Origin of the sequence: Brachybacterium nesterenkovii, from assembly GCF_900163655.1 — a bacterium.
GTDB lineage: Bacteria > Actinomycetota > Actinomycetes > Actinomycetales > Dermabacteraceae > Brachybacterium > Brachybacterium nesterenkovii.
Genome location: NZ_FWFG01000035.1, coordinates 26,521 through 52,326, shown reverse-complemented (window position 1 = coordinate 52,326; position 25,806 = coordinate 26,521). Strand labels below are relative to the sequence as shown.

Here is a 25,806-nt window from a genome sequence, read left to right as displayed (position 1 = left end):
CCGAGGGGCCGCCCGACCCCGGGGCTGTTCCAGCCGGCCCCGCTCCGGCCCCCGGCCCGCCCTCGCGGCGGCGCCGGGGGCCTTCGTGTGAGCCCAGCCTCTCCGCAAGGCCAGGCTATTGCGGCCATAAGTTGAGACTTCTAGCATCGCAGGGTGAGCACGCAGACCCCTTCCCCCGCACCCAGCACCGCACCGGCCCCCGCACCGTCGCGCAATCCGTTCGTCCGCATCCCCTTCGGCGTCCAGGTCCTCGCCGGCCTCGTCCTCGGCATCGTCCTGGGCCTCGTGGCCTCCGCGATGGGTCCGGGCTCCGGCCCCGAGGGGGCGAACTGGCTGGTCACGACGCTCGACACCATCGGCAGCGCCTTCGTCACGCTGCTCAAGGCGCTTGTCCCGCCGCTCGTGTTCCTCGCGATCGTGTCCTCCATCGCGAACCTCCGCAACGTCACCAACGCCGCGCGCCTCGCGGGCCAGACCCTCCTGTGGTTCGCCATCACCTCGGCCATCGCCGTGAGCATCGGCATCGCCCTCGGCGCCCTCACGAGCCCCGGCTCCCGCGCCAGCGTCGACGCCTCCAGCGCCGCCGCCCCCGACTCCCAGGGCACGTGGCTCGACTTCCTCGTCGGCCTGGTCCCCTCGAACTTCCTCGGCATCAGCGCGAGCCCCCACGACGACGGCACCGTGTCGCTCGGCTTCAACACGCTGCAGATCCTCGTCATCGCGATCGCCACCGGCATCGCCGTGCTCTCCGTCGGCGCGAAGGCCGAGCCGTTCCTCGACGTCGTCGACTCCCTGCTCGCCGTGGTCCAGAAGCTCCTGTGGTGGGTCATCCGCCTCGCCCCGCTGGGCACCGTCGGCCTGCTCGGCTACGCCGTCGCCTCCTACGGCTGGGACGCGATCGGCAGCCTCGGCTGGTTCGTGGCCGATATCTACATCGGCCTGATCCTCGTCGCCTTCGTGGTCTACCCGGTGCTGCTGAAGCTCAACGGGCTCAGCATCCGGTCCTTCGCCCGCGGCGTCTGGCCCGCCACCTCGCTCGGCTTCGTCTCGCGCTCCTCGATGGGCACCATGCCGATGACCCAGACGGTCACCGAGCGCATGGGCGTGCCGCGCCACTACGCGTCGTTCGCGATCCCGCTGGGCGCGACCACCAAGATGGACGGCTGCGCAGCGATCTACCCGGCTCTCGCCGCGATCTTCGTCGCCAACTTCTTCGGCATCGACCTCAGCATCATGCAGTACCTGCTGATCGTGCTCGTGTCCGTGCTGGGCTCGGCCGCGACCGCCGGCATGACCGGCGCCACCGTGATGCTCACCCTCACGCTGTCCACCCTGGGCCTCCCGCTCGAGGGCGTCGGCCTGCTGCTGGCGATCGACCCGATCCTCGACATGGGCCGCACGGCCCTGAACGTCACGGGGCAGGCGCTCGTGGCCGTGATCGTGGCCCAGCGCGAGAAGATCCTCGACCGCGCCGCCTACGACGCCTCGGCCCGCGAGCCGTTCCGGCCCGACGCGGCGGGCGACGGCGTGCGCGAGGGGCAGCTCGCGGCGGCCTGAGCAGTCGGCGGGCCAGCTGCGGAGTCGGCGGGGCAGCTGCGGAGTCGGCGGGGCAGCTGGAACTCCGTTGCCCCGCCGCTCGTGCACGTCCTAGCGTCGAGGACATGCACCTCGCGCACTCCCGTCCTGCCACCGAGACCCACGGCACCGCAGCATCCGACGCCGCGCGGACCGGGCCGGCCCTCCCCCGCGCCGCCCTCGTCACCGGCGTCGGCCGCCGTCGCGGGATCGGCGCCGCGATCGCCCGGGGCCTGGCCGCCGACGGCTTCGACCTGGCGCTGTCGTACTCCCCCGACTACGACGAGCGCGTCCACGGCGAGCGCCCCGACGTCCAGGAGCTGGCCGCCGAGCTGCGGGAGACGGGCCGTCGCGTCGAGTTGCTGCCCGGCGACCTCGCCGACCCCGAGGTGCCGCCGCGGATCGTCGAGCGGGCCCGCGCGGCGCTCGGCCCCCTCGGCGCACTGGTCCTGAGCCACTGCGAGAGCGTGGACTCCTCGATCCTGGACACGACCGTCGAGAGCTTCGACCGCCACTACGCGGTGAACGTCCGCGCGAGCTGGCTGCTGGAGAAGGCCTTCGCCGAGCAGGTCGAGCCCGGCACCGACACTCCCGGCGGCGCGATCATCGCCCTGACCAGCGACCACACCGTGCACAACCTCCCCTACGGCGCCACCAAGGGCGCCCTGGACCGCCTGATCCTCGCGGGCACGCATGAGCTGGCCGACCGCGGGATCCGCACCAACGTCATCAACCCCGGCCCCATCGACACCGGCTGGATGGACGACGAGATCCGCGCGGCCGGTGCGGCGCAGACGCCCTGCGGCGAGCTCGGCGGACCCGAGACCGTCACGGATCTGGTGCGATTCCTGCTCTCCGAGCGCGGCGCGTGGATCCGCGGCCAGCTGCTGCTGTCCAACGGGGGCTTCGCGACACCCGCGGTGTGAGCATCCCGTGCGGGTGCGCGCCGCCCGCCCTGCCGAACACAGCACCGGGCATACCGTGGAGGCATGACTCCCGACGATCCCGCGACCGCCGTGCACGTGAAGTCCCGTCCCGGGGCCGCTCCCGGCTTCTTCGCCGCCGAGGCCGCGGGCCTGCGCTGGCTCGCCGAGCCGGGTGCCGTGCCCGTCGTCCGGGTCCTCGACGTCGCCGACGAGTCCCTGACGCTCGAGCGCCTGGTCCCGGACCGGCCCGCGCCCGAGCACGCGACGGCCTTCGGCGCCGGCCTCGCCCGTCTCCACGACGCGGGAGCGCCCGCCTTCGGCTGGTCCCCGTCGGACACGTCCTGGTTCGGCCCGCTCGAGGAGCCGTTCGACGTGCCCGCCCGCAGCCATGAGCGCTGTGGGACGTTCCTCGCCGAGGACCGCCTGCGCCCGCTCGCGGAGAGGGCGGCCCCCACCCTCGGCCCCGACGGCACGGCAACGCTCGAGGACGCCATCGCCGCGATCGCCTCCGGCGCCTTCGACGGCATCGCCGGGCAGGGCGTCGAGCGGCCCTCCCGCGTCCACGGGGACCTGTGGAGCGGGAACGTCCTGTGGACCGCGGGCGGGGCCGTGCTCATCGACCCCTCCGCGCACGGCGGCCACCGCCTCGAGGACCTCGCGATGCTCGCCCTCTTCGGCGCCCCGCACCTCGAGACCATCCTCGACGCCTACGAGCAGGCCCACCCGATGCCGTCGTCGTGGCGGCTCGACCTGCCCGCCCACGTGCTGTTCGGGCTGCTGGCGCATGTGGTCCTGTTCGGCGACAGCTACACCACGCAGACCCTCGTCACGGCCCGCCGCGTGGTCGAGCGCGCCGACGACCTGAGACGATGAGGGCATGACCGACGCGTTTTCCCGTCCCGACCAGACCCGCCCCGAGCCCCCTCGACGCTGTGCTGTCTTCCTCGACTTCGACGGCACCTACGCCGACCACGGCGCCGTCCCCGCCGCCCACGCCGAGGCCGTCCAGGCGGTGCGCGCCAACGGGCATCACGTGCTGCTGTGCACGGGGCGTCCGCTGGCGATCCTCCCGCCCGAGCTCGCCGGGACCTTCGACGGCCTCGTCACCTCCGCGGGCGCGCGCGTCGACATCGACGGGCAGACGCTGTGCGACGAGCGGATCGACCCTGAGACCGCCCGCCGCGCCGTCGCGGTGCTCGAGGAGCACGGCGCCGCCTACTGCCTCGAGTCGCCCGAGGCGATGAACGTGCCGGAGCGGGCGATGGACCTGCTGCGCACGCGCCTGACCTCGCTGCTGGGATCGGCCGATCCGGACTCCCCGGCCGCCGCCGGCACGCGCATGATCATCGACGCCCTCACGGTCCCCGACGACCTCGCCGGCTGCTCCTTCGCGAAGATCTCCATCTGGGACTCGCCGGCGGGCATCCGCGAGCTGGCCGAGCTCGTCGGCCCGGGCCTGCGGGCCCTGCCCAACTCGATCACCGGCGACGCCGCGCGCTCGGGCGAGCTGCAGAACGCACGGATCGACAAGGCCGACGGCGTCGCGCTCGTGGCCCGCCACCTGGGCATCGACATCGCCGACACGGTCGGGGCGGGCGATGGCATGAACGATGTGGGGATGCTCGAGGCCGTCGGCACGGCCATCGGCATCGAGGGCTCCCCCGCCCCGGTCCTCGCGCCCGCCGACATCATCGTGCCGGGCCCCTCCCGGCACGGGCTCGTCGAGGCGTTCACCCGGATCGGCCTGCTGTGAAGCATTCGTCCCTGCGCCGCTCCACGGCCGAGGAGCTGCGGCAGGCCGCGGCACGCGCGCAGGACGGTGCCGGACGCGCCGTCACGTCGGCGCTCACCCCGCTGGGCTCGGCCCTGCGGTCCCGCCGCGCCGGGGATGCGCGCTCGATCGCGCACCGCCCGGAGCTCGACGCCCCGACGACGATCCTCGTGACCTCCCCCGCCTTCGCCGACGGGCAGGAGATCCCCGCGCGCCACTGCGGGCCCGGGATCGGCGAGAGCATCTCCCCCGCCCTGGCCTGGGACGGCGTGCCCACCGGGACGCGTCGCCTGCTGATCGTCCTCGAGGACCTCGACCATCCCTCCGCACGGCACACCGGGATCCTCGCGGCGGCCGTGCTCGAGGCGACGGGCGCCGAGGGCGCCCTGCCCGAAGGCTGGTTCTCCCGGGACAACCCGGCCCTGACCTGGCTGAAGGACTACCGCGGACGCCGCGGCTACATCGCGCCGCGACCGCTGCCCGGCCACGGGGCGCACCGGTACGTGGTCCACATCGTCGCGATCGACACCCCGATCACGCCGCCGCCCGGGAGCGACCTGACCAAGCTCGTTCCGATGCTCGCCGGGCGCGTCACCGCCCGCGGAAGGCTCACCGGGACGCGCTCGGCCTGACGGGACGGGCCGGACCCGCTCAGCGGCCCTCGAGCCGCCGCATCTCCCGCTCGATGCGCTCCTCCGTCGCCCCCGGTCCGAAGCAGCTGATGCCGTGGGAGGCGATCCCGATGCCCCAGAAGAGGATCGGGAAGATCGGCCAGAAGAAGCCTCGGTCCCCCGACCACCACAGGAACACCAGCAGCGCGTTCACGGCGAGGTAGGAGAGCAGGTGCGCCCAGAAGCCGCGCCGCTCCTCGAGGCGCGTGATCGCCCGCTGCCGCAGCTCGGCGCGAGGGTCCGGGGCGGCGTACCCCGGGCCCGCCCCGCGCTGCGCGTTCGTGTCGTACCCGGTGCCGCGGCCGTCAGCGGCGTCGGGACCGTATGCGGTGTCGGGCCTGTACGCGGCGTCTGGCTCGTACGCGGTATCTGGCTCGTACGCGGTATCTGGCTCGTACGTGTTCGTCCGGTCGTCCATGTCGTTCCCCTCGCTCCCCCTCCGCCGCGGCGGCCCTGCCACCGGCGGCGGATCGTCCTGTCGTCTGGTCGTCGACGTCATCCCGTCGACGATGCCTCCAGGCTAGGAATGCGGGCGTCGGCGAGCCCATGACGGGTGTCATGAGCGCGCGGAGACGGGTGTCAGCAGCCGCACATCGGCGTGCCCGCCCGTCGGCGACCAGGCGGTTCACCAGGTCCACGAGCCGCTGCGCGAAAACCTTCTCCCCGGTGCGCAGCTCCACGACCTGCCCGTTCCTGCCATGGACGCGAACGCTCTGCGCGAGCCGTGTCGGCACGACATCGGCCCCGAGCACGTCGGCGGCCGTCAGCTCGGCTCGAGCCCGCCACCGCCCGAACAGCCGCTCCTCGGCCACGAGCACTCTCCGGTCCGTCACGACGAGCACCGGCTCGCTCTCCGACCGGGTCGAGCCGCCCACGCAGGCCAGAACACGCTCCTCCGGCTCGAGCACCCGTCGCGCGATGCCGATCCAGCGCGCGCTCTCGGTCTCCCTGTGCGCGAGGGCCTCCTCCGTCATCGTCCGCAACGCCGTCGAATGGGCCATGGCGCCAGGCTAGCCAGTCCACCGCCGACGGGCCCGGCGCCGCATGGCACCCGGCCGCCCGATCGGTGAACTCCACCCTGTATGGCGATGAACATCCCGTGTCCTCCCGGATCTCCACGCACGCGCGACCACCGCATGGGGAGTTCTCCCCATCCTCAGCGTCCCCACCGCCTCCTAGCGTCGATGGCATCGGCCGCGACGACGTGCGATCCGGCGTCCCTCCACGCGCCCTATCGCCCCGCCCGGCCATGGCACACCACGGGCGGGACCACACATCAGGGGCGGACATGAACACCTTCATGGGTGCAGACACCGAGAAGCTGCGGGCGCACGCAGACCTGCTGCGCGACCGCGCGCGCACGATCGAGGACCTCCGCAGCCGGCTCGAGCCGATCGTGATGGACGAGGGCATGTGGAAGGGTCCGGACGCCGATGCGTTCCGCGCCCGCTGGTCCAGCGAGGCGTCCTCGAAGTTCGCCGACAACGCGAGCGTGCTCGAGCGCTGGGGCGGCGACCTCGATGCGCAGGCCGAGGAGCAGGACACGACCTCCGAACCCGGCAGCGAAGGCAGCGGCCCGGGCGGCGAGGGGGGGGGAAGCGGTCCGTCCAAGGCGTCGGTCATCGCGGAGATGCTCAAGCAGATGGTCGCGGACTGGTGGAACCAGCAGCGTCAGCAAGGGGTCCTGTACGCCAAGCTCCAGGGCCTGTTCAACAAGGGCAAGAAGGTCTGGGACATCGCCAAGCAGTACGGCAACTTCTTCACGGGCATGAACCTGGCCGAGAATCTGCACGACGTCGTGAAGGCGGAGGAGGCGTTCCGGAAGGGGATCGCCGACACCATCTTCAAGCCCGGCAAGGAGTTCGCCGAGTTCGCCAAGGGGCTGGCCGGGAAGCTCGGGATCCCTCAGGGCTTCGGTCCGAAGAACTTCTTCGAGGGACTCGATGAAGCGCTGCAGAACTCCAAGCGTCTGGCGAAGGTGGCCCCGTTCCTGGCGAAGGCGGCCCCGTGGGTGGGCCGTGCCATTCCCGGGCTGGATATCGGCTTCGGCCTCCACCAGGCGATCACGTCGTACCAGAAGGGCGACATGTTCCATACGGCGACGGGCGGTGCGACCGCGCTCGGCGGCACGATGATGCTGGCCGGCGCGGCCATGTCCGCCACCGGTATCGGGGCCGTCGCCGGCGCGCCCATCGCCGCGGCCGGCGCCGTGATCGTCGCCGGTGCCGCCGTCGCGGACGTCGGCAAGATGGTGGTCGACGACTGGCCCCAGATCCAGGAGACCGCGGGCAAGGTGTGGGACGGGGCGAAGGACTTCGCCAGCACCGCCCTCGACGGCACGAAGGACATCGTGTCCACCGGTTACAACACGGCGAAGGACGCTCTCACCGACGGGGTCAGCACCGCCAAGAGCGCCGTCACCGACGGCTTCGAGGCCGCTGGCGAGGGGGCCCGCAACCTGGCGAACGGCGCCAAGGGCGCTCTCGACAAGATCTTCGGCTGACAGCCTCACCTGGCGGCCCACCGGTCATCGCCCCGCCTGGGCAGCCGAGCGGTCTCCCCACCGGGCCGGCCGAGCCGTCGCTCCACACAGGCCACCGGTCATCGCCCCGCCCGGCCAGCCGAGCCGTCGCTCCACACAGGCCACCGGTCATCGCCCCGCCCGGCCAGCCGAGCCGTCATCCCAGATGGGGGCCGACGACGAGAGTTCGCCAGCCTGTCGCCTCCCACCTCCTTCCCTCCGCCCCGATCACCCGGAGACTGAGACGCATGACCTCCGCGACCATGTCCGACAGCGGCCCCTCCGAGTCGGACATCGACCCGTCCGAGCTGGCCTTCCCCATCACCGAGCGCGACATGCTGGGTGCGATGGAGGTGCTCAGCACAGCGGCCGAGGACGCCGACGTGCTCATGATCCTGACCGACGAGGAGCTCGCGGGGATCGACGGCCCCTCCGCGAATGCCGTGCTCGGCGACCCCTTCCTGAGCCGGAGCGGCGTCGACCGCACCAGCTCATGCGCCGCTGCCGTCCGCTCGCTCGCCGCACGGCGCCTGGCTCGTCCCCGCGGCGAGGACGAGGAGACGGAGGAGCCCGAGGGCGACATCATCACGGGCGCGGGGGAGCTGCGTCCGCTGCAGCTGGGCCGCAGTCTCGCCGGTGTGCTGACCCTGCGGCGGATCCCGGAAGCGCTGGTGATCGTCCAGCGCACTCTCGCCGGCGGCACGACGGTGCTGGCGGAGTACATGTTCCCGGCCGGCGGGGTCCTCGAGGAGTACGTGTCGATCGACGGGTTCCACCATTTCTCGGTCCCTGCTCTCGATGACGTGCCGAGCCGACTGGCCCGGTTCGTCGACCCGTTCGAGGACGCCAGCGAGGACGGCGAGATCGAGACCATCACGCTGCCGACTGGCGAGGCGGACCGGCTGGATCTGTTCCCCGGAGCGCGATCGCTGGCGATCGTCACGTCGCTCGGGATCGGCGAGGGGTCGCAGGCCACGATCGTCGCTTCGGAAGGCCGCATGCAGGTCCTCGACAACGGGCGCATCGACACGGCCCCCGCGGAGGAGACCGGGCCGGACGCTGCGGGCGTCGAGCGCACCGAGCACGGCCTGTCCGCGGTCTCACCGGAGACTCTGCTGGGCGTGCTCATCGCGCTCATCCCGGTCGTGGAGCACGACGACGAGGAATCGGACTCCATGGACGGCTCCCCGTCCGGAGACGGCGGGGAGTGATCCACCGCCGCGTTCATCACGGCGGCTCCGCGTCCGGCTGACGCAGCGGCGGCGGTGGAGACCGGTGCTCCCGCCCCGTGGGCGTGGTGATCCGCAGCGTCCCGTCCGCTTCGCTCGCCGTGCTCCATCCGGGCATCTCGACGGCGAGGTTGAGACGCGCGCAGGTGCCCACGCCGTTGTCAGCGGTGGTGTCGCCGCCCTCCGCCCAGCCCTGCACGTGGTGGACGTGGGCGATGGCGCCGTCGCACCAGGGGCCGCGGCAGTGGCGGTCCCGCAGGAGCACGTGCGACCGGACAGCACCGGTGAAGAGGCGGCGGCGGGTATCGGCGTCGCGGAGCGCACCGGTGTCGGGGTCGGTGTAGAGACGGCGGATGAAGCGCCGCACGTCGGGCGGGGTGGTCGTTCCGCAGCTGGACGAGGCAGGGATTCCCGCTCCGCCGACCGGATCCCGGTCCTTCCCCGCCGTCGCGGCACCCGCACCCCCATCCGTATCCCCATCCGCACCCGCACCCGCACCCGCACCCGCACCCGCACCCGCACAGCCTGGCTCTCCCCCGAGCACCAGGTGGCGCGCGATCTGCGCCGGCAGCGGGTGACCGTCGAGCCATGCAGTGTCCGCACCGCCGCCGAGCAGCGCCCGGTCGGTCATGAGCAGCTGCACCTCCACGTCCGCGTGCTCGACCCTCTCGAGACCGGTGACGCGGGAGAAGAGGGTGTCGGCCATGTGCTGGCCACGGCTGCGCTCATCACCCTGCGCGCGGGCGCCACGGGCCGTCCGGTCCAGCGCGGCATACACGGCCACGCCCTGCGCCGTCGGCAGCAGCGCCGAGACGCGCACGAGCACATCGCTCACCGGGCGGATGGTCACAGCCCGCTGGTCGACCTCGCGGCGCATCCGCGCCAGGGCGGCCTCCTGGTCGAGCTCGGCGGCGCGAGCCCGGGCGAGGGCACCGGCCCGACGGGCGGTGACCTCGGGCAGGCGCGGGGCGAGGTCCGCATCCACGCGGGCGCGATCGGCGTCGGACAGGGTGATGACGGCCTTGGCGACCTCATCGGCCGCCCATGCGCTGATCTCCCCGGCGGCGAGCAGGGACTCGGTGCACGGCAGGGACTCGACGATCACACGGCCCAGGGCGATCTGGTTCGACGCCGCGGTGGGCGTGATGCGCCGGGCCAGGGCGATCTCCTCGGCCACCCCGCGGCCGAGGTCGCGCGCGGCGACACCGGCCGCACGCTGGGCCGCGATCCGTGAGGCGCGGTAGGCGACGGAGGCCCGGCGTTGGGCGGAGCTCGCCACCGCGGCGATCCGCTCGGCCACCTCGACGCAGGTCACGAGGGCGTCCTCGTCATGCAGCGCGCCGTCGGCGTGACCTCCGTCGTCGTCTGTTCTGCCGCCGCGCACTCCGGCATCGGTCGCGGTCAGGCGCGGCAGCGGGGCGAGGAGCGCGTCGGCCAGGCGGATGAGCTCGCGCGCCCGATCCAGCAGCGCGGCGGCCTGGCGGGCGGACTCCGCGGCGCCGACGACAGCGCCATCCGGCGCGGCAGTGCCGCTCGTGGCCGCCGAGGCCGAAGTGCTCGTGCCCATCAGATCAGCGCCGTTCCCGTCCGCCCGCCCGCTCCCATCCGCCCGCGCGCTCCGGCGACGGCCGCGCGGCCCATTCCGCGCCCCGTCCCGCTCCTCCAGCCACTCCTCGAACGATCGTCCCGTCGACAGCCCCATTCCCGTCACCTCCTCCCGCGATCGGTCCCATCAGGACGGCCTGCGAGGACCGCCCTGCGAGAACCGGCCCCGATGGCCCGTCCTCGACTGATGAGACCACGCTACGGAGGGGGTCTGACGAACGAAGCCCGCAGGTCATCGCCACTCTGCACTGTGGACAACTGTGATTGTGGAGGAAACGCGACGCGCCCCATGCGGGCCGCTGTGGCTCACCCCGTCCGGGCCGTCGCGGCTCACCTCGCTCGGGCCGTCGCGCTCCCTCCCGTCCGGGCCACAGAGGCTCACCCCGTCCGGGCCGTCGCGACGCGCCCCGCCCGGGCCACCGAGGAGGCTCGCCGAGGGGGCTCCATGACGACTCCCCCTGGAGATCCGCTGAGGAGGCTCCCGCTGGAGGCGCGCTGGGGTCTCCCCGAGCGCTCTCTCAGCCCGCGGGTCGGAGCACGCCAGAGCGCCCGTCGAGCACCGCGGCCAGCTCCGCGGCCGACGGATTGCGCAGCACCATCTCCCCGACGAGCACGGTAGGGGTGAGCTCGTCCCCGCCGTTCACGGACCGCACCAGGGCATTCGCCTCATCGTCGGCCCACACGTTCACCCAGGCGATATCGTCGCGGCGGCGCAGGCGGTGCAGCAGGACCTCGCAGTACCCGCAGCCGGGCTTCCACAGCACGATCGCCGCGCCATCATCGGCGGCGAGCGCCCGCGCCCGCTCGAGCGGCACGTGCCGTCCGCGGCGCAGGGAGAACCAGCCGAGGCCGATCGTCGCCGCGAGCCCGGCCGCCCCGCTCGCGATCATCGTCGCGTCCGAGCGCACGATCCCCCACGTGAGCAGGACGGACAGGACGATCGGCAGCACGATCACGGTCGCGATCGTCCGGTTCCTCATGGCGCCTCCCCTCCCGCGCGGCATCAGGGTCGCCGGGTCTCAGCTCGCCCGCGTCGTCACCGGAACTCTCCCGCTTCCGCGCCCTCTCAGGCCACCGTATCGGGCCCGGCCGTCCGACGCCGCCGCCACCGCGACCACGCGCCGCCCGCCAGCACGACGGCGAGCGCGACCGCGACGCCGATGACCGTCTCGATCACCCGGGCCTGCAGCAGCGGCACCGCCGGCAGCGGATGCCCCAGCTGCACCATCAGCAGCGCCATCGGCGTGACGAACAGCAGCGACAGCACATAGTTGCGCAGCACGAACATCTCGGTGAGGAACTGCAGCAGCACCACCCACACGGCCAGCTGCCACGGCTGCGCGGGGAACGAGAGCAGGAACGCGGTGACGACCACCCCGGCCGCCGTCCCGATCACGCGGTGCAGACCGCGCTCGATCTGCGCATCGCGGCGCACCGCCGACAGCGGCACGACCGCCGCGACCTGCGCCCAGTACGGGGACATGAGCCCGGTCATCGACCCCAGCAGCCCGGCGACGAGCGCCGCGACCGCGTATCGCGCGAACTCCCCAGCCAGCTGAGCTGGGCGCACCCGCGGGGCGTCGGGCACATCCGCGTCGGGGTGGCGCTCGCCCAGGTAGTGGCCCGCCAGCCCCAGCAGCACGCACCAGGCGGCGCTCAGGCCCGCGACCAGGGCGGCCGTGGCGACGCTCGCGCTCGGGGGCGCCGTCGACACCGCCCCTACCCCGAACAGCGGGAACAGCGCCCCGCCCGGCCGCAGCCCGCGAGCCGTCACGACCGTCGCGCACCCGGCCGCGAGCAGGGCGGGGACGACCAGGCGCAGGGCCTCCGCCGGTCCGGTCGGCCAGGTCGCGGCCGTCTGCGCGACGAGAGCGCCAACGCTCACGCAGATCGTGAGGATCAGCCCGATCAGACTCTGCCGTCGGAAGCGCAGCCGCGTCGGCTCATAGCGGGAGTAGATGCCGGTGAACGCGCCGAAGGAGCCGTAGAGCGTCCAGGCCGGATGGCCCATCGCCAGCAGCACGGCGAGCGGCCCGGCCACGCCCATTGCGATCCGGAAGGAGGGGATGTGGTCGGCGAGTCCGGGGCCCAGGCGCAGCAGGCGGCGCGGGTGGGCCCCGCGGAGGACGGTGAGGGGATGGGGGTGCGCTGACCCGGCGGGTGCGGGTCGGGGCGGCGAGGCGTCCGGCCGGGCCGACGAGGGATCGGACGATGGCGACGGGGCTGGAGCGGGCGGGACGGTCACCCGTCCGGGATATCAGCCTCCGATCGCTCGCGACACCTCCCGCGGGACCCCGCACGCACGACGGGGGGCGCACACGACAGCGATCTCAGGGCCTGCGGCGGTCGCCCGGCGCCTCACGCTCCGTCCCTCCCCGGGAGTCCTCCGCGTCTTACCCGTTCGCCGCGTCCTGCTCGCTCGACCCGTCCTGCCCGAACGTCGCCGGGTCCACCGGGCGCTGAGCACGCGGGAGCTTCTCGACCACCAGCAGATACGACTCGGTGACGAGGTCCGCGACCATCTGCCCGTCGAGCCGCCCGCCTCCGGTCATCGTGATCCAGTGCTTCTTGTTCATGTGGTAGCCGGGCGAGATGTCGTCGTAGGCCTCGCGCAGCGCGCGCGAGTCGGCAGGGTCGGACTTCACCGTCGCCATCGGCTCCCCGGTGATCTCCGTGATCAGCATGAACACCTTGCCGCGCACCTTGTACACGTCCCAGTCCGGGCCGAAGGGATGGGTCAGCTGCGCGCCCGGGAGCTCCTCGGTACGAGCGGCGGCCGCGGCGGTCAGGGCGTTCGCGTCCATGGGGCCACGGTAGCGGCGTGAGCCGCCCGGTGTCGTCGCCGACGGCCAGGTACGGTAAGGCCACCCCTCCCCGCTGAACCCCCACGGAGGCGACCATGTCGTCCGTCCCCCCGCCCTCGTCGTCCTCCTCTCGCAGCCCCGGCTCCTCGCGCGGCGACCGCGAAGACCGCCCCGGCACCCTCGTCGAGACCACCGGCATCGAGATCATCGCCGAGTCCGAGCGCACCGCCCGGCCGCGCGACCTGTTCTGGCCGTGGTTCGCCGCGAACGTGTCCGTGTTCGGCATGAGCTACGGCGCCTACCTGCTGCAGGCGGGCATCTCGTTCTGGCAGGCGAGCATCGTCGCCGTGATCGGCATCGTCATCAGCTTCGCGCTGTGCGGACTGGTCGCGATCGCCGGCAAGCGCGGGAGCGCGCCGACGATGGTGCTCTCGCGCGCCGCGTTCGGCGTGACGGGGCAGAAGCTGCCCGGTGTCGTCTCGTGGCTCACCTCGATCGGCTGGGAGACGATGCTGGCGATCTCCGCGGTGCTCGCGACGGCCACCGTGCTGCAGGCGCTCGGGCTGTCGTCCGGCACGGCGGTGCTGGTCATCGCGACGCTCATCATCGCCGCGATCATCGTGGTCGCCTCCGTCCTGGGCTATCACACGATCATGCGCATCCAGTCGGTCCTGACGTGGGCGACGGGCGCGATGACCGTGCTGTTCATGCTCCTGACCATTCCCCACATCGACTGGGAGGCCGTCGCCGCGCTCCCCTCGGGCACGCCGCAGCAGATGATCGGCGCGCTCGTGATGGTGATGACGGGCTTCGGGCTGGGCTGGATCAACATCTCCGCCGACTGGTCGCGCTACCAGAAGCGCACCGCGTCCGACGGCGCGATCGTCGCCTGGAACACGATCGGCGGCTCCGCGGCCCCGGTGATCCTGGTGGTCTTCGGGCTGCTGCTCGCCGGCTCCGACGCGAAGGTGATGGACCGGATCTCCACGGACCCCGTCGGCACCCTGGTGACGCTGCTGCCGATCTGGGCGCTCGTGCCGTTCTGGATCGTGGCCGTGCTGACCCTCGTCTCGGGCGCCGTCAACGGCATCTACTCCTCGGGCCTGACGCTGCTGAGCCTGGGCATCCGCATCCCCCGGCCGCTCGCGGCCTTCATCGACGGGGCGATCCTGACCGCGGGCACCATCTGGGTGGTGTTCTTCGCGACCAGCTTCATCGGCCCGTTCCAGAGCTTCCTCATCACGCTGGGCGTGCCGGTGGCGGCGTGGGCCGGGATCCTCATCGCCGACGTCCTGACCCGCCGCACGGACTACGACGAGGCCGCGCTGTTCGACGCCCGCGGCCGCTACGGATCCGTCGACTGGATCTCCGTGGCGACGATGCTCATCGCCTCCGTCCTCGGCTGGGGCCTGGTGGTCAACACGTACGCGGCCGAGGCGCCGTGGAACAACTGGCAGGGCTACCTGCTCGAGCCCCTGGGCCTGGGCACGCACGTGGCCGATCCCGCGGGCGCCTACTGGGACGGCCCGTGGGCCTACTCGAACCTGGGCGTGCTGCTCGCGCTCGTGCTCGGCTTCGCCGTCACCGCGATCGCGCGGCGCAGGCGGATCCGCGCGCAGGAGGAGGGACTGAGGAGCCGTGACTGAGGACCGCGACCGCTTCGACGAGGGCCGGCCCGTCCGGCTCGTCGTCATCGATCCCCAGCGGATCTTCGCCGACCCGGGCAGCGACTGGGCCTCGCCGTTCTTCCCGGCCGCGATGGAGCGCATCCGGGAGCTCGCCGCGCATGTGGGCCCTGAGCGCACGCTCGTGACGCGGTGGCTGCCCACCGCGGACCGCGCGACCGCGTGGGGCGACTACTTCCGGGCGTGGCCCTTCGCGGACGTCTCCGCCTCCGATCCGCTGTACGCACTGGTCGACGAGGCGCGCGGCCTCTCGGCGCACCCGACCATCGACGAGCCGACCTTCGGCAAGTGGGGCGCCCAGCTCGCCGCCGCCGTCGGGCCCGACGCCCACCTGCTGCTCGCGGGCGTCTCGACCGACTGCTGCGTGATCACGACGGCGCTCGCGGCCGCCGATGCCGGGATGCGCGCGACCGTGGTGCGCGACGCGTGCGCGGCCTCCACCGCCGAGAACGGCCGGGCCGCGCTGCACGTGATGGGGCTGTTCCCTCCGCAGATCGCGCTCGCGGACGCGGCGGAGGTTATCGGCTCCTGACCCCCGGACGGAGCGAAGGGCCGGGCCGCGCCCCCGGTGCGCTCCGACCCTCCGCGGCTCGTCGGGCCGATCAGTGGGCGTGGCCCTCGCCCTCGTGGTCATGACCCTCGTGATCGTGGCCCTCGTGCTCGTGGCCCTCGTGCTCGCCGCCCGCGTCGGACGCACCGGCCTCGCCGACGTGCATCTCGCCCGACGGCGAGCCCGTCGTCACCTGGATCTCGTGGGGGATCACGGGCAGGTCGAGCGTGCGGTAGGTCTCCCCGCTGGCGATGTCGATCATCGCGAGCTTCTTGTGCTGCGGGTCGGCCACGAAGGCGGTGCCGTCGGCGACGGCGAGCATGGGCGCCGGCTCCTGCCAGTCCTCGGGCTCGGTCCACGGCTCGGTGGCCTTGACCTCGTGCTTCATCTGCCCGGTGGCCGGGTCGATGATGTTGAGCTCGCCGTCCTCGGTGAGCACGAGGGCCTCGCCGTCGGGTCCGCGGTCCAGCGAGCGGAACCAGTAGGCCGAGCCCAGGTCGACGGTCTTGACCGGCCCGTCCGTCGCGGTGTCGAGCAGGCCGATGGTGGTCGAGCCGCGGGCGTCGCCGCCGTCGGTCACGGGCTCGCCGTCCATGAGGACGACGGACGAGGACTCGACGCCCTGGAGGTTGCCGGAGCGCTCGTGGCCGGGGATCGGGGCGTACTTGTGGAAGGCGCCGTCGCGGTAGACGACGGGTCCGTCGGTGCAGCCGATGGCGACGACGTCGCCGTTTGCGGTCGGCTGGGCGGCGGCCTCGCCGTGCACGCCGGGGCACTCGTCGGTGCGGGCGATCTCCGTCCCGGAGGCGTCCTGGACGACAACGCTGTGCCGTTCGTCCTCGGTGCCCTCGGTGTGCAGGAGCGAGCCGTCGGACAGCGGCACCGCGACACCGTGGTGCGGGGCGGAGGTCTTCGTCCTCGCGGTCTCCCCGAGGGTGCCCTCGGCGAGCGCGGCCGGATCGAAGACGGTCATCTGCCCCGTGCCGTCGTCGAACAGGGCGGTCCTCTCGCCGTGGGGGACGACGTGCCCGGGCTCCTCGCCCTTCACGGTGGCCTTCGTGAGGACGGGCTCCTGCGTGAAGAAGTGGGAGTGGTCGCCGTGAGCCTTCTCGATGAGGCCGGTGTCCAGGGCGGTGAAGCCGCCGGAGGCCGCGACCATCACGTGGCGGCCGTCGCCGGCATGGCCCAGGCGCGCATAGCCCTTCACGGGCACGTCGGCGAGCTCCGAGCCGTCGGCGGAGTCGAGGACGACCACGCCCGTGTCGTGGGCCAGCACGATGCGCGGGGTCAGGGCGCCGACCTCGGTGCGCTCCGGGGCCGCGGAGACGGTCTCGGCGCCTCCCCCGTCGCTCACGCCGTCGGTCGCGGCCGGGCCGCCGCACGCGGTGAGGGCGAGGGCTCCGGAGAGGAGGAGGGCGGCCGACAGGCCACCATTATTGCGAACGGTTCCCATGTAGCTCATGCGGGGACCGTAGCAGTTGCTGAGGATCGTTCTCAACTAGAGGACGATGCTGCCCGCCGTCACCGCCGCGACCGCGCCCAGCAGGGACGCGAAGGCGAGCGTGAGCGTCGACGCCCGGGCCCGCGCCGAGAGCGGGCCTCCCAGCAGTCCGCCCGCCATCGACCCGGCCGCGAACGCGAGCGTCACCGCCCAGTCGAGCGTCCCGAGGATGTCGACGCGGGAGACCAGGCCGACGAGGCTCGCCACGATCATGACCAGCAGCGACGTGCCCGCAGCCCGCCGCGGCCCCATGCCCAGCGCCAGCACCAGGATGGGGACGACGACGAAGCCGCCGCCCACCCCGAAGAAGCCCGTGAGTAGGCCCGTCACGGTCGCAGCGAGGACCAGCACGGTCGTCGACGGAGCACGTCCCCGGGTGCGGGAGGGGTCGGTGGCGTCGGCCGCGAGGTCGAACTCCTCCGGATCGGCCACGGGCTCATCGGTCGGCTCCGCAACGGGCTCCGCAGCGGCGTCCTCGGCCCGTCGCGCCGCCAGCCCCTGCCGCGCCATCGCCACGCAGACCGACCCCAGCAGCAGCGAGAAGGCGGCCAGCAGAACATCGCCGTCGACCAGCACCGAGGCGCGCGAGCCCGCGACCCCGCCGATCGTCGTGCACAGGGCGAAAACGAGGCCCTGACGCCAGGCGACCTCCCGCGTCCGGGCCCGGTGGACGAGGCTCGCGAGCGCCGTCAGCAGCACGATGACCAGCGACGACGCCGTCGCCGCGTGCGGATCCTGGCCCAGCAGGAGCACGAGCACGGGGACCGCGAGGATCCCGCCGCCCGCGCCGAGAGCACCGACCACCACGCCCACGGCGAGTCCGATCACGGCGGCGAGCAGCACAGAACCCATGCCCTGGATCCTATGAGCACGACGGGGGCCGGGAGCATCGGCTCCCGGCCCCCGCGGTCAGACTCGAGCGGTGAGGTCCTCCGCGGTCAGGACGCGCTGCTCTGCTTCGCGAGCGCCAGCCAGGTCTCCACCACCGTGTCGGGGTTCAGCGACATCGACGCGATCTGCTTGTCCAGCAGCCAGGCGGCGAGATCCGGGTGGTCCGACGGGCCCTGCCCGCAGATGCCCACGTACTTGCCCTGGGCACGGCAGGCCTCGATGGCCCGCTCGAGCATGAACAGCACCGCCGGGTTGCGCTCGTCGAAGTCCTCGGCCACGAGGGAGCTGTCGCGGTCCAGGCCCAGCGTCAGCTGCGTCATGTCGTTGCTGCCGATCGAGAAGCCGTCGAAGTGCTCGAGGAAGGCCTCCGGGATCGCGGCGTTCGACGGCAGCTCGCACATCATCACGATCTCCAGGCCGTTCTCGCCGCGCACCAGGCCGTGGGAGGCCATCAGCTCGATCACCTCGGCGCCCTGCTCGGGCGTGCGGACGAACGGGATCATGAGCTTCACGTTCGTCAGCCCCATGTCGTCGCGCACCCTCTTCATGGCCTCGCACTCCATCGCGAAGCACTCCGCGAAGTCCGGCGAGACGTACCGCGCGGCGCCGCGGTACCCGATCATCGGGTTCTCCTCCTCCGGCTCGAACAGCGGGCCGGCCACGAGGTTCGCGTACTCGTTGGACTTGAAGTCGCTCATGCGGACGATCACGGGCTTGGGGTGGAAGGCCGCGGCGATCGTCGCGACGCCCTCGGTCACGCGGGAGACGAAGTATTCGCGCGGCGAGGGGTAGGCGGCGGTCATGTGCTCGATGCGCTCGCGCAGGGCGGCGTCCTCGAGGCTCTCGAGCTCGAGGAGCGCGCGCGGGTGGATGCCGATCTGGCGGTTGATGATGAACTCCAGGCGCGCGAGCCCCACGCCCTCGTTGGGGATGCGGGAGAGGCCGAAGGCCTGCTCGGGCGCGCCGACGTTCATCATGATCTTCACGGGCAGCTCGGGCATCTCGTCGACGTCCGTGGAGGTCCGGGTGAAGTCCAGCAGCCCGTCGTACACGTAGCCGGTGTCGCCCTCGGCGGCGGAGACCGTCACCTCGCGCCCGTCGGCCAGATCCTTGGTGGCCGTGCCCGTGCCGACGACGGCGGGGACGCCGAGCTCGCGGGCGATGATCGCCGCGTGGCAGGTGCGGCCGCCGCGGTTGGTGACGATCGCGGCGGCGCGCTTCATGATCGGCTCCCAGTCGGGGTCGGTCATGTCCGCCACCAGCACGTCCCCGGGGACGAAGTCGTGCATCTCGTCGATCGAGCGCAGCACCCGGACCGTCCCGGCGCCGATGCGCTGGCCGATCGCGCGGCCCTCGATGAGCACCTCACCGAGCTCGGCCATGCGGAACTTCTCCACGCTGCCCGTCGCGCGCGACTGCACCGTCTCCGGGCGGGCCTGCAGCACGTAGACCTTCCCGTCGGCGCCGTCGAGGCCCCACTCGATATCCATCGGGCGCCCGTAGTGCTCCTCGATGACGAGGGCGTGGCGGGCGAGCTCCTCGACCTGCTCGTCGCGCAGCGACAGGACCCGCTGCTCGGCCTCGTCGACGGGCACGAACGCCGTGGTCCGCCCGACCGTCGCGTCCTCGGTGTACGTCATCTTGGTGGCCTTCTCGCCCACCGTGCGGCGCAGGATCGCGGGCCGTCCGGCCTTCAGCGAGTCCTTGCGGACGTAGAACTCGTCGGGGTTCACGGCGCCCTGCACCACGCCCTCGCCCAGGCCGTAGGCGCTGGTGATGAACACGGCGCCGTCGAAGCCGGACTCGGTGTCCATCGTGAACATGACGCCGCTGGCGCCGATGTCCGAGCGCACCATCTTCTGCACGCCGGCCGACAGCGCGACCGCCGCGTGCTCGAACGAGTGGTGCACCCGGTAGGCGATCGCGCGGTCGTTGTAGAGGGACGCGAAGACCTCGCGGATGGCCTGCAGCACCGCGTCGATGCCGCGCACGTTCAAGAACGTCTCCTGCTGGCCCGCGAAGGAGGCGTCCGGGAGGTCCTCGGCCGTGGCCGAGGAGCGCACCGCGAACGACGCCTCCGCGCCGCTGCCCTCAGCGAGCTCCTCGTAGGCCGCGCGGATCTCCTCCTCGAGGTCGGCGGGGAAGGGCTGGGCGATCACGAGGTCGCGGATCTCCCGGCCCGCGGCGGCCAGCTCGATCGTGTCATCGGTGTCGAGGTCGGCGAGGCGGGCATTGATGCGGTCGGCCAGCCCCGTCTCGCCGAGGAAGCGGCGGTAGGCCTCCGCGGTCGTCGCGAAGCCGTCGGGGACGCTCACACCCAGGTCGGTCAGGTTCGAGACCATCTCCCCGAGGGAGGCGTTCTTGCCGCCGACGACCTCGACATCGCCCATGCCGAGCTCGGAGAAGTGCTTGATGTTGGTGCTCATGAGACGTCCTTGTCTGTGCTCGATCCCGCGCGCGGGAACTTCTGGAGAATGATCGTGGCGATCTCCTCGACGGATCGGGTGGAGGTGTCGACGAAGGGGATCGTGTGACGGCGGTACATGCGCTGCGCCCGCGTCAGCTCCCAGACGACCTGCTGCTCGGAGGCGTACCGGGAGCCGGGGCGGCGCTCGGAGCGGACCTCGTGCAGGCGCTGGGGGGAGGAGACGAGACCGAAGCAGCGATCGCGCAGCTCCGTCAGGGGGCGCGGCAGGTCGTCGACCTCGAGGTCCTCGTCGATCAGGGGGTAGTTGGCCACGAACAGGCCGTGCTGGAGGGCCAGGAACATGCTGGTCGGGGTCTTGCCGCAGCGCGAGGGGGCGATGAGCACGAGGTCCGCCTTCTCCAGGGCGCGCAGGCTCTGCCCGTCGTCGTGCTCGATCGCGAACTCGACCGCGGCCATCCGCCGGTTGTAGCGCCTCTGGTCGCCGGTGCCGTGGAGGGCGGCGATGCGGTGGTCGCCGTGGCGGCCCAGGGCCTTCTCGATCACGGGCATGTGGTCGCCCACGAAGTCGATGGTCGGGACCGCGCAGCGCCGCAGCTCGGCGCGGACGGTCTCGTCGACGACCGTCATGAACACGAGCGGCTGGGCCGGGCCCCGGGAGTCCGCGTCGATGCGCTCGACGACGGCGCGGGCCTCGTCCACGGTGGTGATGAACGGCAGCACATGGCGTTCGAAGGTCACCGCCGGGAACTGCAGCAGCAGGGCGCTGGCCATCGTCTCCGCGCTGATGCCCGTGGAGTCCGAGAGGACGTACACGGGGACGGGAGGCGAATCGGTGAGGTCCGGCCGGTGTGCGGTCATGCGCCGCTCCTCCCTCATCGTCGGGGGCAGGATCAACAGGGGCAGGGGTCGTGCCGCCATTATGCGCACGCCGCGTCGTTTCAGGGGAAGAGTCCGCCCAGGTCGTGGGCGATCGATACGCTCCCCCTACACTGGCCGGAAGCGTCAGTGCCGATGCGCCGCAGATCCGCCGGAGGCCGACCCGGTCTCCTCGAGCCCCCGCACCCGTCTGGAGGAGCGCCATGCTGATCGGGATCCCCCGCGAGATCAAGGACAACGAGTTCCGCGTCGGCCTCACGGCCGCAGGTGTCCACGAGCTGGTCGCCGCCGGCCACGAGGTGGTCGTCGAGACGGAGGCCGGCGTCGGCGCCGGCATCGCCGATGCCGACTACGAGGCCGCCGGCGCGCGCATCGCCCCGAGCGCCGAGGACGTCTGGGGCACGGCGGAGATGATCGTCAAGGTGAAGGAGCCGGTGGGGCCCGAGCACGCCCTCCTGCGCCGCGACCAGGTGCTGTTCACCTACCTGCACCTCGCAGCCGACCGCGCCCTCACCGACGCCCTGCTGGCCTCGGGCACCACGGCGATCGCGTACGAGACGGTGCAGCTGCCCGACCGCTCGCTGCCGCTGCTGGCGCCGATGAGCGCGATCGCCGGGCGCCTGGCGACGCAGGTGGCCGCCTACCACCTCATGAAGCCGATCGGCGGCTCGGGCGTGCTCATGGGCGGTGTCCCGGGCACGCGCGAGGCGCGGGTCCTGGTGGTCGGCGGCGGGATGGTGGGCGAGCAGGCGGCGATCATGGCCCGCGGCCTGCACGCGGACGTGACCGTGATGGACGTGAACCTGGCCCGGCTGGGCCAGATCGCCACCGTCCACAACGGCGACATCCTCACCCGGTACTCCACCGCGCTGGACCTCGCCGAGCAGGTGGCGCAGGCCGATGTGGTGATCGGATCCGTCCTGATCCCCGGCACGCGGGCGCCCAAGCTCGTGACCGACGAGATGGTCGCGACCATGCGGCCCGGCTCGGTGCTGGTGGACGTGGCGATCGACCAGGGCGGCTGCTTCGAGGGCTCGCGGCCCACCACGCACGCGGACCCGACGTTCTCCGTGCACGACGCGACGTACTACTGCGTGGCGAACATGCCCGGATCGGTGCCGGTGACCGCGACCGCGGCGCTGACGAACGCGACGCTGCCCTACGTCCTGAAGCTCGCCCGCGAGGGGTGGGAGGACGCGCTGCGCGGTGATGCGGCGCTCGCGAAGGGGCTGTCCGCGCACGACGGGAGGCTCACCCACGCGGGCGTGGCCGAAGCGCACGGGCTGGATGTGGTGGGCGTCGACGAGGTGCTCGCGGGGTGAGCGGAGGAGCCTCGGGCTCTGGGAGGATAAGGGCATGCGACTGTGGAGCCTGCACCCCTCGATGCTCGATCGCGCGGCGCTCGTCGCATGCTGGCGCGAGGGCCTCCTCGCGCAGAAGGTCCTGGCTGACGAGACCCGCGGCTACAGGCATCACCCGCAGCTGCGGCGCTTCCGCGCGCACGCCGCGCCGATGGACGCGACCGGCGCCTACCTCGGCGCCCTGCGCGCCGAGGCGACGGAGCGCGGCTACCGCTTCGACCCGTCGCGCATCCGCCGACCGGCCGCGGTGTCCGATGTCGCGCCGATCCCGGTGACCAGCGGCCAGCTCGCGCACGAGCTCGAGCACCTGCGCGCCAAGGTCCGCGCCCGGGCGCCCGAGCACGAGCCGCACCTGCCGCCGCCCGGTGCGGCACCGGCGGCGCACCCGCTGCTGCGCGCGGTCCCCGGCACGGTCGAGCCCTGGGAGGCCGCATGACCACGTCATCCGCAGCAACTCCCGCCGACCCCGCCTCCCCCGAGATCGGCGAGCGCGTCCTCGCCGCCTGGCGCGCGGGGACGCTCGTGCCGGCCTCGGGTCCAGGCGGCCCGGCGACCGTCGAGGTCTCCGGCCGCGGCGAGTCCTTCGTGGTGTGGCGCCTGGCGCCCGCGGAGGAGGTCTCCGCCACAGCGATCGCCGTGCGGGTCCCCTGGCGGGCTGTCGAGGACCTGCCCGAACAGCTCGGACAGGAGCTGCCGGCCCTCGCGCAGCTGCCCCCCGGCATCGGCCCCGCCCCGCTGGCCCTCCACACCGATCCGGCGACCAGCCCCATCGGCCGGCCCGCCGTCATCACCACGCATCTGCCGGGCCGGGTGCTCGACCCGTCGGCGTGGACGCGCGAGCACCTGCTGGTGCACGCACGGACGCTCGCGGCGATGCACGCCCGGCCGTGGCCGGGCCGCGGGCAGATCGCCGCGGGGCCCGATCCCGCAGCCGGGCTGACCACGCAGCCGCTGTCGATGCTCGGCGAGATCGACGGGGCGTTCGCGTGGTGGCGCGAGAACGCGCCCGACGTATGCGCGCGGCATGCCGCGCTCATGGAGGCGGCGCGCGCCGTGTGCGCAGAGGCGGAGAGCGCCTGCACCGGCGTACGGGACTTCGCCCTGAGCCACGGGGACCTGGTCGCGACGAACGTCGTGTGGACAGGCAGTGATGACGACTTGACCTGTCATTACATCGATTTCGAGTGGGCGCGGACGGATGATCGGGCCCGGGACCTGGCGATCATCGGCGGGCCCGTCCACGGCGGCCCCTGGTACGTGCCCATGCCCCGCGCTGACCTCGACGCGTTCAGCACGGAGTACGTGCGCGCCGCACGGGAGCTGGATCCCGCGCTCGACCTCGACGCCGACGCGCTGCTGCGCCGCCGCGACGCCTGGGTGGCCTATGAGCGCACGGCGATGCTCCTGCACGTCACGCGCCGCGCCGCCGACGGCGACCCGCTGCACCGGGAGGTCCTGCCCGTGCTGGAGGGGACGCTCGCGGCGCACCTGGGGGTCCGGGTCGTGGCGGTCAGCCTCTGACGCTTCCCCGCGTCCGCACCAGCCCGACCACGAGCGCAGCGCCCCACAGCACGAACAGAGGGTCCCACAGCCAGGCGTGGCCGATCATCCCCATCCGGTCGAACCCGTCGCCGCCGTCGATCGCCCCCGCGAGCACCAGCTGGGCGATCACCATCCCGGCGCCGCCCCACGCCAGCAGCACAGTGGCACCGGCCCAGCACACGAGGCGGGACAGGCGTCGCAGCGGCCACCCCGTCGCGGCAAGCATCGCTGGAGCGAGAGCCGCGGTGACCTTCACAAGACCGACCGGCACGAGCAACCAGCGGGCGTCGGCGAACTCCTCGATCATCCGCTGCCCGACCGTCGCCAGCAGCCAGTCGCCGTCGGCGGCCCAGTACAGGCTGAACGCGCCATGGACGATGCCCGCGACGGCGGCGAGCACGAGGGGAGCCGAAACGTGGCGCGGGGCCCCGGCGGCAGGAGGAGGGGTCATGCCCCGATCCTCCCGTCGCCCGAGCGCCGCGACCACCGGGATATCCCCCGGCGGAGTGCGTCGGATCGGATCCGTCAGATGACGCCGAAGGCCATCATCGCGTCGGCGACCTTGCGGAAGCCCGCGACGTTGGCGCCCACGACGTAGTCGCCGGGGCGGTCGAACTCCTCGGCGGTCTCGAGGCAGGTGGCGTGGATGCCGCGCATGATCTGCGTGAGGCGCTCCTCGGTGTACTCGAAGGTCCAGGTGTCGCGCGAGGCGTTCTGCTGCATCTCGAGGGCCGAGGTGGCCACGCCGCCCGCGTTGGCCGCCTTGCCGGGGCCGAAGGCGACGCCGGCCTCGCGGAAGAGGGCGACGGCCTCGGGGGTGCAGGGCATGTTCGCGCCCTCGGAGACGGCCTCGACACCGTTAGCGACGAGGGTCTTCGCGGCCTTCTCGTCGAGCTCGTTCTGGGTGGCCGAGGGCAGGGCGATCGCGACGGGCACGTCCCAGACGCTGCCGCCGGCGACGAAGCGGGCATTGCCGCCGCGGCGCTCGGCGTAGACGGAGATGCGGCCGCGCTCGACCTCCTTGATCTGCTTGAGCAGGTCCAGGTCGATGCCGTCCTCGTCCACGACGTAGCCGGAGGAGTCCGAGGCCGTGACGGGGATGCCGCCGAGCTGCTGCGCCTTCTCGATCGAGTAGATGGCGACGTTGCCGGAGCCCGAGACGCCCACGCGGCGGCCCTCGAAGCCGGAGTCGCGGGCCTTGAGCATCTCGTCGGCGAAGATCGCCGAGCCGTAGCCGGTGGCCTCCTTGCGCACGAGCGAGCCGCCCCAGTCCAGGCCCTTGCCCGTCAGCACGCCCGCCTCGTAGCGGTTGGTCAGGCGCTTGAACTGCCCGAACAGGAAGCCGATCTCGCGGGCGCCCACGCCGATGTCGCCCGCGGGGACGTCGGTGTACTCGCCGATGTGGCGGTGCAGCTCCGTCATGAACGACTGGCAGAAGCGCATGACCTCGCCGTCGGAACGGCCGTGCGGGTCGAAGTCGGAGCCGCCCTTGCCGCCGCCGATGGGAAGGCCGGTCAGCGAGTTCTTGAAGATCTGCTCGAAGCCGAGGAACTTCACGATCCCGAGGTTCACGCTCGGGTGGAAGCGCAGGCCGCCCTTGTAGGGGCCCAGCGCCGAGTTGTACTCGACGCGGAAGCCGCGATTGACCTGGACCGTCCCCTGGTCGTCGACCCACGGGACACGGAAGATGATCTGGCGCTCGGGCTCGCACAGGCGGGTGATGATGCCGGCGTCGTTGTACTCGGGCTGACGCTCCTGGAGCACCTCCAGCGACTCGAAGACCTCGTGGACGGCCTGCCGGAACTCGGGCTCGCCGGGGTTGCGGCGCATGACCTCGTCATAGGTGGACTGCAGGGCGGCGTCGAGCATG

The 25,806-nt window shown here is 72.7% G+C and carries 23 protein-coding genes; 12 read left to right on the top strand and 11 right to left on the bottom strand.

Annotation, left to right across the window (positions count from 1 at the left end):
• Positions 1-153: 153 nt before the first annotated feature.
• From FM110_RS04065 to FM110_RS04045, 5 genes are all read left to right on the top strand, one after another.
• The gene (locus FM110_RS04065) at positions 154-1,557 is read left to right on the top strand and encodes a dicarboxylate/amino acid:cation symporter (RefSeq protein ID WP_087102909.1); all 1,404 of its coding nucleotides are present in this window, start codon (positions 154-156) and stop codon (positions 1,555-1,557) included.
• Positions 1,558-1,661: 104 nt separating this feature from the next.
• Complete coding sequence (locus tag FM110_RS04060) at positions 1,662-2,501, top strand: SDR family oxidoreductase (protein ID WP_087102907.1); 840 nt, start codon at positions 1,662-1,664, stop codon at positions 2,499-2,501.
• A 63-nt stretch (positions 2,502-2,564) separates the two neighbouring features.
• Positions 2,565-3,374, top strand: a complete 810-nt coding sequence (locus FM110_RS04055) for a fructosamine kinase family protein (protein WP_087102906.1) — start codon at positions 2,565-2,567, stop codon at positions 3,372-3,374.
• A gap of 4 nt (positions 3,375-3,378) precedes the next feature.
• A complete protein-coding gene (locus tag FM110_RS04050; protein WP_087102904.1) occupies positions 3,379-4,254 on the top strand; it encodes an HAD-IIB family hydrolase in 876 nt (291 codons plus the stop codon).
• Positions 4,251-4,904 (top strand): YbhB/YbcL family Raf kinase inhibitor-like protein, encoded by a 654-nt coding sequence (locus FM110_RS04045; protein WP_087102902.1) that lies wholly within the window; start codon positions 4,251-4,253, stop codon positions 4,902-4,904. Before FM110_RS04050 ends, FM110_RS04045 begins: the two co-directional genes overlap by 4 nt.
• 19 nt (positions 4,905-4,923) lie before the next feature.
• Here FM110_RS04045 and FM110_RS04040 read toward each other — a convergent pair whose 3' ends face one another.
• The gene (locus tag FM110_RS04040) at positions 4,924-5,361 is read right to left on the bottom strand and encodes a 2TM domain-containing protein (protein WP_087102900.1); all 438 of its coding nucleotides are present in this window, start codon (positions 5,359-5,361) and stop codon (positions 4,924-4,926) included.
• Between the two features lie 870 nt (positions 5,362-6,231).
• Here FM110_RS04040 and FM110_RS14090 point away from each other — a divergent pair.
• Together FM110_RS14090 and FM110_RS14085 are read left to right on the top strand one after the other, a co-directional pair.
• A complete protein-coding gene (locus FM110_RS14090; RefSeq protein WP_087102896.1) occupies positions 6,232-7,446 on the top strand; it encodes a hypothetical protein in 1,215 nt (404 codons plus the stop codon).
• A gap of 266 nt (positions 7,447-7,712) precedes the next feature.
• Positions 7,713-8,675 carry a hypothetical protein gene (locus FM110_RS14085; RefSeq protein WP_087102894.1) on the top strand — a complete coding sequence of 321 codons (963 nt, stop codon included), beginning with the start codon at positions 7,713-7,715 and terminating at the stop codon, positions 8,673-8,675.
• A 16-nt stretch (positions 8,676-8,691) separates the two neighbouring features.
• Here FM110_RS14085 and FM110_RS04020 read toward each other — a convergent pair whose 3' ends face one another.
• The 4 genes from FM110_RS04020 to FM110_RS04005 all read right to left on the bottom strand — a co-directional run bounded on the left by FM110_RS04020 (position 8,692) and on the right by FM110_RS04005 (position 13,102).
• Entirely contained in the window at positions 8,692-10,260 is a 1,569-nt protein-coding gene (locus tag FM110_RS04020; protein ID WP_159457967.1) for a DUF222 domain-containing protein, read from the bottom strand.
• Positions 10,261-10,816: 556 nt separating this feature from the next.
• Positions 10,817-11,278 (bottom strand): thioredoxin domain-containing protein, encoded by a 462-nt coding sequence (locus FM110_RS04015; protein WP_087102890.1) that lies wholly within the window; start codon positions 11,276-11,278, stop codon positions 10,817-10,819.
• Between the two features lie 86 nt (positions 11,279-11,364).
• The gene (locus tag FM110_RS04010; protein WP_234991892.1) at positions 11,365-12,543 is read right to left on the bottom strand and encodes an FUSC family protein; all 1,179 of its coding nucleotides are present in this window, start codon (positions 12,541-12,543) and stop codon (positions 11,365-11,367) included.
• 148 nt (positions 12,544-12,691) lie between these two features.
• Entirely contained in the window at positions 12,692-13,102 is a 411-nt protein-coding gene (locus FM110_RS04005) for an MmcQ/YjbR family DNA-binding protein (RefSeq protein ID WP_087102886.1), read from the bottom strand.
• 95 nt (positions 13,103-13,197) lie between these two features.
• On the opposite strand from FM110_RS04005, the gene FM110_RS04000 reads away from it, so the two are divergent.
• On the top strand, positions 13,198-14,748 hold the full coding sequence (locus FM110_RS04000) for a purine-cytosine permease family protein (RefSeq protein ID WP_087102884.1): 1,551 nt from the start codon (positions 13,198-13,200) through the stop codon (positions 14,746-14,748).
• Positions 14,741-15,319 (top strand): cysteine hydrolase family protein, encoded by a 579-nt coding sequence (locus FM110_RS03995; RefSeq protein WP_087102882.1) that lies wholly within the window; start codon positions 14,741-14,743, stop codon positions 15,317-15,319. Before FM110_RS04000 ends, FM110_RS03995 begins: the two co-directional genes overlap by 8 nt.
• Positions 15,320-15,389: 70 nt before the next feature.
• Here the strand turns inward: FM110_RS03995 and FM110_RS03990 are convergent, their stop codons facing one another.
• The 4 genes from FM110_RS03990 to FM110_RS03975 form a co-directional block, all read right to left on the bottom strand.
• Positions 15,390-16,799: a hypothetical protein gene (locus FM110_RS03990; RefSeq protein ID WP_234991891.1), complete on the bottom strand. Its 1,410-nt coding sequence runs from the start codon at positions 16,797-16,799 to the stop codon at positions 15,390-15,392.
• Positions 16,800-16,835: 36 nt separating this feature from the next.
• On the bottom strand, positions 16,836-17,690 hold the full coding sequence (locus FM110_RS03985) for a sulfite exporter TauE/SafE family protein (RefSeq protein ID WP_087102880.1): 855 nt from the start codon (positions 17,688-17,690) through the stop codon (positions 16,836-16,838).
• 86 nt (positions 17,691-17,776) lie between these two features.
• A complete protein-coding gene (gene ppsA / locus FM110_RS03980; protein ID WP_087102878.1) occupies positions 17,777-20,155 on the bottom strand; it encodes a phosphoenolpyruvate synthase in 2,379 nt (792 codons plus the stop codon).
• Positions 20,152-21,015: a pyruvate, water dikinase regulatory protein gene (locus tag FM110_RS03975; protein ID WP_087102876.1), complete on the bottom strand. Its 864-nt coding sequence runs from the start codon at positions 21,013-21,015 to the stop codon at positions 20,152-20,154. Before FM110_RS03975 ends, ppsA begins: the two co-directional genes overlap by 4 nt.
• A 221-nt stretch (positions 21,016-21,236) precedes the next feature.
• On the opposite strand from FM110_RS03975, the gene ald reads away from it, so the two are divergent.
• Genes ald through FM110_RS03960 form a run of 3 tightly spaced genes read left to right on the top strand, consistent with a single transcriptional unit; the run spans position 21,237 to position 23,915 of the window.
• A complete protein-coding gene (gene ald / locus FM110_RS03970) occupies positions 21,237-22,355 on the top strand; it encodes an alanine dehydrogenase (protein ID WP_087102874.1) in 1,119 nt (372 codons plus the stop codon).
• A gap of 34 nt (positions 22,356-22,389) precedes the next feature.
• Positions 22,390-22,830, top strand: a complete 441-nt coding sequence (locus FM110_RS03965; protein ID WP_087102872.1) for a pyrimidine dimer DNA glycosylase/endonuclease V — start codon at positions 22,390-22,392, stop codon at positions 22,828-22,830.
• Positions 22,827-23,915, top strand: coding sequence for a phosphotransferase family protein (locus tag FM110_RS03960; RefSeq protein ID WP_087102870.1), 1,089 nt, complete (start codon positions 22,827-22,829; stop codon positions 23,913-23,915). Before FM110_RS03965 ends, FM110_RS03960 begins: the two co-directional genes overlap by 4 nt.
• Here FM110_RS03960 and FM110_RS03955 read toward each other — a convergent pair.
• The gene (locus FM110_RS03955) at positions 23,905-24,387 is read right to left on the bottom strand and encodes a DUF3995 domain-containing protein (RefSeq protein WP_087102868.1); all 483 of its coding nucleotides are present in this window, start codon (positions 24,385-24,387) and stop codon (positions 23,905-23,907) included. The genes FM110_RS03960 and FM110_RS03955 overlap by 11 nt on opposite strands.
• A 74-nt stretch (positions 24,388-24,461) precedes the next feature.
• Positions 24,462-25,805 carry an NADP-specific glutamate dehydrogenase gene (gdhA, locus tag FM110_RS03950; protein WP_087102866.1) on the bottom strand — a complete coding sequence of 448 codons (1,344 nt, stop codon included), beginning with the start codon at positions 25,803-25,805 and terminating at the stop codon, positions 24,462-24,464.
• Between the last annotated feature and the right edge of the window lies 1 nt (position 25,806).